The 8,054-nt window shown below is 58.0% G+C and carries 9 protein-coding genes; 1 reads left to right on the top strand and 8 read right to left on the bottom strand.

Features of this window, described 5'->3' with window-relative positions:
• Positions 1-168 precede the first annotated feature (168 nt).
• The 8 genes from N5K27_RS28615 to intI1 all read right to left on the bottom strand — a co-directional run bounded on the left by N5K27_RS28615 (position 169) and on the right by intI1 (position 6,942).
• Positions 169-375: a hypothetical protein gene (locus N5K27_RS28615; RefSeq protein ID WP_016713034.1), complete on the bottom strand. Its 207-nt coding sequence runs from the start codon at positions 373-375 to the stop codon at positions 169-171.
• A gap of 51 nt (positions 376-426) precedes the next feature.
• Positions 427-1,080, bottom strand: a complete 654-nt coding sequence (locus tag N5K27_RS28610) for an NADAR family protein (RefSeq protein ID WP_016713035.1) — start codon at positions 1,078-1,080, stop codon at positions 427-429.
• Positions 1,064-2,104, bottom strand: coding sequence for a hypothetical protein (locus N5K27_RS28605; RefSeq protein WP_016713036.1), 1,041 nt, complete (start codon positions 2,102-2,104; stop codon positions 1,064-1,066). The genes N5K27_RS28610 and N5K27_RS28605 overlap by 17 nt, the downstream gene beginning before the upstream one ends.
• Before the next feature lie 68 nt (positions 2,105-2,172).
• A complete protein-coding gene (locus N5K27_RS28600) occupies positions 2,173-3,198 on the bottom strand; it encodes an RES family NAD+ phosphorylase (RefSeq protein ID WP_029380259.1) in 1,026 nt (341 codons plus the stop codon).
• Between the two features lie 5 nt (positions 3,199-3,203).
• Positions 3,204-4,139, bottom strand: a complete 936-nt coding sequence (locus N5K27_RS28595) for a sce7725 family protein (RefSeq protein ID WP_016713038.1) — start codon at positions 4,137-4,139, stop codon at positions 3,204-3,206.
• Positions 4,140-4,146: 7 nt separating this feature from the next.
• Positions 4,147-5,037, bottom strand: a complete 891-nt coding sequence (locus N5K27_RS28590) for a sce7726 family protein (RefSeq protein ID WP_016713039.1) — start codon at positions 5,035-5,037, stop codon at positions 4,147-4,149.
• Between the two features lie 47 nt (positions 5,038-5,084).
• Positions 5,085-5,654: a recombinase family protein gene (locus tag N5K27_RS28585; RefSeq protein ID WP_016713040.1), complete on the bottom strand. Its 570-nt coding sequence runs from the start codon at positions 5,652-5,654 to the stop codon at positions 5,085-5,087.
• Between the two features lie 274 nt (positions 5,655-5,928).
• Positions 5,929-6,942, bottom strand: a complete 1,014-nt coding sequence (intI1, locus tag N5K27_RS28580; RefSeq protein ID WP_000845048.1) for a class 1 integron integrase IntI1 — start codon at positions 6,940-6,942, stop codon at positions 5,929-5,931.
• A gap of 101 nt (positions 6,943-7,043) precedes the next feature.
• On the opposite strand from intI1, the gene sul1 reads away from it, so the two are divergent.
• Complete coding sequence (sul1, locus tag N5K27_RS28575; RefSeq protein WP_000946487.1) at positions 7,044-7,895, top strand: sulfonamide-resistant dihydropteroate synthase Sul1; 852 nt, start codon at positions 7,044-7,046, stop codon at positions 7,893-7,895.
• Positions 7,896-8,054: the final 159 nt, after the last annotated feature.

The following is an 8,054-nucleotide window of genomic DNA, read 5'->3' as shown; positions in this document are numbered from 1 at the left end:
ATTTTTTTCTAAATCAACACGTTATGACAGACTTTCGATAGCTGGCGATAGTCCTCGAGGGACCCGGATTCACTCCCACTCTATCATCAACAAAAAAGAAAATTCTATTAAAATCAACGGACTACTGATCATGGACCGATTGATGCCATGTGCAATACCACGTTCAGATCATGAAGGTGAACATGGCTTGGCCTGGAGGCGGTTGACGGCCTCGGCCAACGTCTCGCCGGGCTGCCAGCCAAACAGCTCGCGGATGCTCGCCGTTCTCGCATGGCTCGGTGCCTCAAACTCGTAACCGGCGGCGGTCAACTCGGCCGCCACATCCTCAGTAATGAAGAACGGCTCGGCTTGATTATCCTGGTGCAGTTTTGTCATGTCCTGTGCTCCTGGCGTGCATCCTGGCTAGCGGCCTTCACACCTTGTCAGCTAAAACAATGCGGGCTGCGGTTTCTGCCCGTTGCCTGAGCTCCTGGCCGTGACCGTCTCGATTGGTTTGCCCAGCAGCAGGAAGTCGGGGATACCGAGCGGCGACACCGTCTTCAGCATGCCATCCGCGTCGTCTTTAAGCTTCTCCCGCAACTCCATCAGGAGCCTGCCTAGGACGTTCTGCCCAATTAGGGTGTCACCGGCCTCATCCGCCAACTTAGCTCCCCAATAGTCGTCCTTGCGTGACTGCTCGACGATCGGTCGATCGCGCGTGGCCAGCAGAAGCCGACCGAACTCCGCGTAATTCTGCGCGAGCTTCACACGGAGGCACCAACGCATGACCTTGTATCGGACCTCGTCCCAATCTGGCCTTGAGTCCTTGCGGTGCGGCTTGCTCTTCATCTTGGCGGTCATCGGGCTGTGCTGCCCGATGATTTCCCGTTGGACCTCTGGTAGGTGGGGGAAACGGCAGGCTTGATACAGCGCCTCCGTCGTCAGGATGCGGACGCCGTTGATCTGCAAGGGGTAGCCCGACGCCATATTGGACAATCCGCCGAAGTCCTCTTTTGTCTTGTAGACGACGACGGCCTCGCCGCGAACGTAGGTCCGCAGAAGACTGTTCTCAGGCTGATCGATGCTAGAGCGTGAGGTCATCAAAGATGTTCCTCGCGGAGGAATAGCCCTCACGCTGTAGCAACGGATACCAGTGCAGGGCGCCCGAGGTTGCCTCCGGGTCACCCCACCACATCGCAAGAGGGCAGTTGTTCGGACAGTTCCGATATGTGGCGATCATGGAGCCGAAGCCCACGCCGAAAGGACTGAAGCCGAGCGGGCGCATGGATTGCTTCGGGTTCTCGCTCATGGCCCTGATCTTGGCGCCGGCAATCAGGAACTCACTCTCCAAGACCTGGCGGCCCGCTTCCGAGGAAAACGGCTGAATGGGAGCCGCACTCGGCTGCCGCGGCTCGAATGGAAACTTCGTCGGCAGCGCCATGTAGGCCTGAACCTCGGCCACGTTCGGGGCCGCCGTGGGCCAGAGCACTCCCGAGGTGTTCTTGTACCACTTGCGATTCTCAATCTCGAGGGCGCGCCAATACTTGACGGCGATCTTCTTCCCCGACTGCTCGACTACGCTCTTAAGTCTCTTGTCGACCAGGTACGAGCCTCCCGAGTGAAGTGCAGCAACGATGACATGGACCTTGGCCGATTCAGGCGCGTCGTTGACGATCCACGGCTCGAGATCATTGCCCACACGGTTGCCGCTGAACATCACGTCGTCGAGATAGATGAAGTCGCCGCCAGCCTCGCCGCAGTCATCTAGGTCCAGGTCACATTCGTCTTCAAGGCACTTCGCGAAGAGCTTCAGCATCTCCTTCTGGCTCTGCCCGTTCTGCTGGATGTTGAGGAAGTTCGCTGACGACCAGTACACAGCGGGATCAACACCGGCCAGCTTCGCGTTGTTCACAAGGGCGCGGAGGAAGTCCTTCACATTCTTTCGGGTGAAAAAGGTCTGCTTGATGACGTGGTCAAACTCGCGCATGAACGGCAATTGCTGAGCGGGCGTGAACTGATGAAGCCAACGATCAACGTGCTCCGGCGTCGGTTCAGGAAGATCCCCTTTTCGATAGGTCTTAATCTCGTTGGCGACGGAAGCGAGAAGGTCATCACGTTCGCTCATTTATAGCCCCCGTTATCCACCGCTTCTGTGCGGCAAGTATGGTCAATCACGCGATTCTGAACGGAGCCTCATTTGGAGGCAGTAACCTGGACCGACACCTTGGCCACGTTATATAGCTCTACGCCTCCACCAACCGCTTGTTCAGGGTTAAACAAGGCGAGATTGATGCCGTCGCTCACAGAACTTCGATAAACGACGCCATCGAAGCCGCTCTTCTTAATGAACTCACAGAGATACTGGCTTGGAATATAGTCAATCGCTGCCCCTGCCGGCTGAACCGGTCGCGTCAACTCCTCACCCAGGCGCTCAAGAAAAGGTAAGTCGGCACGCAGCTGGCCGATCTCACTCGCATCGGTCAGGATGAAAGGCGACACGAGCTTGCGCGGATTGCGCAAGTCCACAGCCTTGATCTCGGGGATCATGAAATCCGCGACACAAGCAAACTCGCCGGTATGAGGCCTTATCTCAGCAACGGCCGTATCGGGAAGCGAGCCCAGATAAAGGTAAGGAATACCCGCCGGATTGGCCCTGCCATGTGACGAGCGCCGCTTCGGTGGTGCCCCCATCTCCTCGACCGGGAAACCCTTGTCCTCGGTACGAATTCGCGCACGATACCATCGCTGGGGTAATGTCGGCGCCAGTAGCATGTCGAGCAGTTGGCGAAGACGATCCAGATCAATGGCAACATCGAGAAACCAGCGATTGGCATACATCATCTCGTCGCGCAGCTTATCCCACTGCGCAAGCCCTTCGCTGATATAACTTGCCGACGGAGAAAAACTGCCTCGGACGATCTCGCCGTCATCGAGAATCTCGCCGAGAAGCTCTTTAGCGTGGGCAATGTCCATGCGCTGATGACTGAAGAGCTGCCAGTCGTCCTTCATCCATTCGACCAGCGACTTCCCATCCTCACTCGGCTCGTAGACATTGACTAGCAGCTCGAAATAGTTAGCGAGCTTGCTTGGCTCAACAAGCTGGGTATCAGTGGTCCCGCAGAAATCGCACGTCCCATGACCAGGATCAAGCGAGGGGAAAAGCTGATCGCGCAAAGCACGATCATCGAAGCATTCCGGGCAGCAAAAACGCTTTGCCATGTGGCTCAGCCAAGATAGGCGGCAAGCGTCTCGATGTGATGTTTCATCGAGAGCTTTTTGACGTAGCCAAGACCGGGAAAATGGCCCTTAGCGTGGAAGTCACGGAGCTCCTTGATCGCGTTGGTCTCAAGAATATGTGAGGTTCCGCTGTCCAACTTCGTTATCAACTTCGCCAACGCCTGAGCGAACTTGCCGGCGGGGTCAGTGGGCGTGTCCTTCGTGTCCGAGACGAAGTGATAGATGTACATGACATTGTCCTTGTCAGGATCAATGAAGGTCAGGTGGATTGCTACGGCATAGGCCGGACCTCCGCCCTCGCTGTAGACGTCGCCAACGATCAGGAAATCCCCAAAGCCTGTCATGCCAAGATCGCGGTAAGTAACATGGAGATCGGAGAACTCCTCCATCGCCGGATAATCAGCATTGCGCTGCCGCTTAAATCCGTCGCGCACGAGAATGCGTGTGCTCTGATCGAAATGTTTCCGATAGAGCAGCTTGGCATGATCTTCAATGAAGGCGTTGGTGAGGCTGGACATGCCGTCCCCCAGTGCGGCCGCCAACGCCTTGGGTTCGGTGAAGCCCGCGTGGATTAGAACAGGGTGGTGATCGGCATGTTGGCCATAGCAGGCCATTGCTTCCTCGACTGTCATGTCACTACGTAGCAGGATGCCAGCGGAAATATTGTTACCGTCCTTAAAGCCTTCTTGTAGGAGACCGGTGATGCTCGTCCCGTCTTCCTGATGGTCGCCATGATACGGATTCACAATAACAATTGCGCGTCCACCGGCGTCGCATACCGCACTCAAGGTCCTCTTAAGGCCGCCGAGCGACTCGCGCACCGGCTCAATTACAGGTACGAAATTCTTTTCGGCGAACAACTCTGCCATCTCGCGGATTGTGATGAGCTCGAATTGTTTTCCGCGGAAATAGGGATGGTACATACGTCGGTCAGCTCCAAGTCATGGCCGCGCGCAGCGGGGTCGCTATAGCGTCAATCAGTCTCGAATGATCAGAACGGCGCACCGACACCGACAACGCCGCAGCCTGCAAGGACTTAGGCAAACGGTCGACGAAGTCGCCGAGCGGCGCAAGATCACGTGTCCGCTTGAGCGTCCGCACCATCTCTACATGTAGCGCAACCGGATCAAGCTTGGCGAAGAGGTCGCGCATAGCGGTGTGCTTCTGCGTATTGGGCACCTCCGGTACCGCTACGCCCATCGCCTGCAAGATTGCGATGCCTTCGGCCATGCGCAACGACTCGAACACAGTCACCGGACAGATTCGCGCCGGACAGTCTACTGCTTCGCGCACCGGCGTAATCCGGTAGCGCTTGGAAAGGCACATCACCCCCACATCGTCCGGAATCGTGTCCAGCACACCTTCAATATGGCCTTCGCTCGCGATCACATTCACTTTGGCGAAAACTCGCTTGTAGTTCTCGACCTGGTTGACAAGCCGCGCAAGAGAATCCCGCTCTGACTTGATCTCATAGACGGTCGCAGTGCCATTCAAGATGACGAGATCAGCTTTGCAGCTACCAACCCGAAACTCATTGAGCATCGAGGCAGTGCGGAGCGAATGTGTTCCCATCAGTACTTTCTGACTGATCGCTGCTCGATAGATGTATTCGTCACGGTGCCCTGCAATTTTCAAAATATCAAACGCAGAGTCGAAAGTGTCGCCGACAGTCACGGACGGACCAACATGCTCGATCAGATCGGTCTGCCCGAGCAGTCGACGGAACAAGCCGGATCGGCCTTTCTTCGCCATTTCACGGAAAACAGTGGCGGAGAACAGCCGAGTCAAAGCGGAAAGTTGCGCTGCGCTGTAGATATTCATTCCTCCACCTGAACCGTGCAGGTTTCTTTTGTAGGCATTCTGTGTCCTCATTGCTTTGGAGCGATGACGCCCACGTGCTTATACAAGGTTGTTCGAGACACGCCATAACGACGAGCCACATCGGACACCTGAATGCCAGGGTCGCGCAACAACACCTTGATTTCACGCACCTGCTGTTCGTCCAGTTTCGGCCTCCGACCACCGGCCCGGCCTCTAGCACGAGCAGCAGCTAGCCCAGCCTGAGTGCGCTCCCGGATCAAGCCACGCTCGAACTCGGCCAACGCCGCGAAGACGTGGAAAACCAACTTGCCCGCCGCGCTGCCCGTCTCGATCTTCTCCGTCAAACTCTCAAAGCCCACGCCTTGCCGCTCAAGGTCGGCCACGATTTGCACCAGGTCGGGCAAACTGCGACCGAGCCGGTCTAGCCTCCAGACTACAAGCGTATCCCCTGCTCGGAGCGCCTTGCGACACTGTTCAAGCTCCGGGCGGATTGCGCTCTTACCGCTGGCCGCCTCCTCGTAGATCACACTGCACCCAGCCTGCCTGAGCGCATCGCGTTGCAGGTCTAGGTGCTGGTCATCGGTCGATACCCGGGCGTATCCTATGCGTTGATTCATTGACGGAATCAGAACATTGAAAATTTGACAGGTATCTTAACAGCCATCAACCGATTCCGCGACCAAAAATTGTGTCGTTTTCAGAAGACGGCTGCACTGAACGTCAGAAGCCGACTGCACTATAGCAGCGGAGGGGTTGGATCCATCAGGCAACGACGGGCTGCTGCCGGCCATCAGCGGACGCAGGGAGGACTTTCCGCAACCGGCCGTTCGATGCGGCACCGATGGCCTTCGCGCAGGGGTAGTGAATCCGCCAGGATTGACTTGCGCTGCCCTACCTCTCACTAGTGAGGGGCGGCAGCGCATCAAGCGGTGAGCGCACTCCGGCACCGCCAACTTTCAGCACATGCGTGTAAATCATCGTCGTAGAGACGTCGGAATGGCCGAGCAGATCCTGCACGGTTCGAATGTCGTAACCGCTGCGGAGCAAGGCCGTCGCGAACGAGTGGCGGAGGGTGTGCGGTGTGGCGGGCTTCGTGATGCCTGCTTGTTCTACGGCACGTTTGAAGGCGCGCTGAAAGGTCTGGTCATACATGTGATGGCGACGCACGACACCGCTCCGTGGATCGGTCGAATGCGTGTGCTGCGCAAAAACCCAGAACCACGGCCAGGAATGCCCGGCGCGCGGATACTTCCGCTCAAGGGCGTCGGGAAGCGCAACGCCGCTGCGGCCCTCGGCCTGGTCCTTCAGCCACCATGCCCGTGCACGCGACAGCTGCTCGCGCAGGCTGGGTGCCAAGCTCTCGGGTAACATCAAGGCCCGATCCTTGGAGCCCTTGCCCTCCCGCACGATGATCGTGCCGTGATCGAAATCCAGATCCTTGACCCGCAGTTGCAAACCCTCACTGATCCGCATGCCCGTTCCATACAGAAGCTGGGCGAACAAACGATGCTCGCCTTCCAGAAAACCGAGGATGCGAACCACTTCATCCGGGGTCAGCACCACCGGCAAGCGCCGCGACGGCCGAGGTCTTCCGATCTCCTGAAGCCAGGGCAGATCCGTGCACAGCACCTTGCCGTAGAAGAACAGCAAGGCCGCCAATGCCTGACGATGCGTGGAGACCGAAACCTTGCGCTCGTTCGCCAGCCAGGACAGAAATGCCTCGACTTCGCTGCTGCCCAAGGTTGCCGGGTGACGCACACCGTGGAAACGGATGAAGGCACGAACCCAGTGGACATAAGCCTGTTCGGTTCGTAAGCTGTAATGCAAGTAGCGTATGCGCTCACGCAACTGGTCCAGAACCTTGACCGAACGCAGCGGTGGTAACGGCGCAGTGGCGGTTTTCATGGCTTGTTATGACTGTTTTTTTGTACAGTCTATGCCTCGGGCATCCAAGCAGCAAGCGCGTTACGCCGTGGGTCGATGTTTGATGTTATGGAGCAGCAACGATGTTACGCAGCAGGGTGACGGTGTTCGGCATTCTGAATCTCACCGAGGACTCCTTCTTCGATGAGAGCCGGCGGCTAGACCCCGCCGGCGCTGTCACCGCGGCGATCGAAATGCTGCGAGTCGGATCAGACGTCGTGGATGTCGGACCGGCCGCCAGCCATCCGGACGCGAGGCCTGTATCGCCGGCCGATGAGATCAGACGTATTGCGCCGCTCTTAGACGCCCTGTCCGATCAGATGCACCGTGTTTCAATCGACAGCTTCCAACCGGAAACCCAGCGCTATGCGCTCAAGCGCGGCGTGGGCTACCTGAACGATATCCAAGGATTTCCTGACCCTGCGCTCTATCCCGATATTGCTGAGGCGGACTGCAGGCTGGTGGTTATGCACTCAGCGCAGCGGGATGGCATCGCCACCCGCACCGGTCACCTTCGACCCGAAGACGCGCTCGACGAGATTGTGCGGTTCTTCGAGGCGCGGGTTTCCGCCTTGCGACGGAGCGGGGTCGCTGCCGACCGGCTCATCCTCGATCCGGGGATGGGATTTTTCTTGAGCCCCGCACCGGAAACATCGCTGCACGTGCTGTCGAACCTTCAAAAGCTGAAGTCGGCGTTGGGGCTTCCGCTATTGGTCTCGGTGTCGCGGAAATCCTTCTTGGGCGCCACCGTTGGCCTTCCTGTAAAGGATCTGGGTCCAGCGAGCCTTGCGGCGGAACTTCACGCGATCGGCAATGGCGCTGACTACGTCCGCACCCACGCGCCTGGAGATCTGCGAAGCGCAATCACCTTCTCGGAAACCCTCGCGAAATTTCGCAGTCGCGACGCCAGAGACCGAGGGTTAGATCATGCCTAGCATTCACCTTCCGGCCGCCCGCTAGCGGACCCTGGTCAGGTTCCGCGAAGGTGGGCGCAGACATGCTGGGCTCGTCAGGATCAAACTGCACTATGAGGCGGCGGTTCATACCGCGCCAGGGGAGCGAATGGACAGCGAGGAGCCTCCGAACGTTCGGGT

Origin of the sequence: Pigmentiphaga sp. GD03639, assembly GCF_029845405.1 — a bacterium.
Lineage (GTDB): Bacteria > Pseudomonadota > Gammaproteobacteria > Burkholderiales > Burkholderiaceae_B > Pigmentiphaga > Pigmentiphaga daeguensis.
The sequence above is the reverse complement of the archived record's forward strand: the minus strand, read 5'-3'. Positions and strand labels throughout refer to the sequence as shown.

Bases quoted from the DNA above. Each gene is read 5' to 3' on its own strand.
- N5K27_RS28615 (WP_016713034.1), bottom strand. From the start codon at position 375: ATGACAAAACTGCACCAGGATAATCAAGCCGAGCCGTTCTTCATTACT.
- N5K27_RS28610 (WP_016713035.1), bottom strand. From the start codon at position 1,080: ATGACCTCACGCTCTAGCATCGATCAGCCTGAGAACAGTCTTCTGCGG.
- N5K27_RS28605 (WP_016713036.1), bottom strand. From the start codon at position 2,104: ATGAGCGAACGTGATGACCTTCTCGCTTCCGTCGCCAACGAGATTAAG.
- N5K27_RS28600 (WP_029380259.1), bottom strand. From the start codon at position 3,198: ATGGCAAAGCGTTTTTGCTGCCCGGAATGCTTCGATGATCGTGCTTTG.
- N5K27_RS28595 (WP_016713038.1), bottom strand. From the start codon at position 4,139: ATGTACCATCCCTATTTCCGCGGAAAACAATTCGAGCTCATCACAATC.
- N5K27_RS28590 (WP_016713039.1), bottom strand. From the start codon at position 5,037: ATGAATATCTACAGCGCAGCGCAACTTTCCGCTTTGACTCGGCTGTTC.
- N5K27_RS28585 (WP_016713040.1), bottom strand. From the start codon at position 5,654: ATGAATCAACGCATAGGATACGCCCGGGTATCGACCGATGACCAGCAC.
- intI1 (WP_000845048.1), bottom strand. From the start codon at position 6,942: ATGAAAACCGCCACTGCGCCGTTACCACCGCTGCGTTCGGTCAAGGTT.
- sul1 (WP_000946487.1), top strand. From the start codon at position 7,044: ATGTTACGCAGCAGGGTGACGGTGTTCGGCATTCTGAATCTCACCGAG.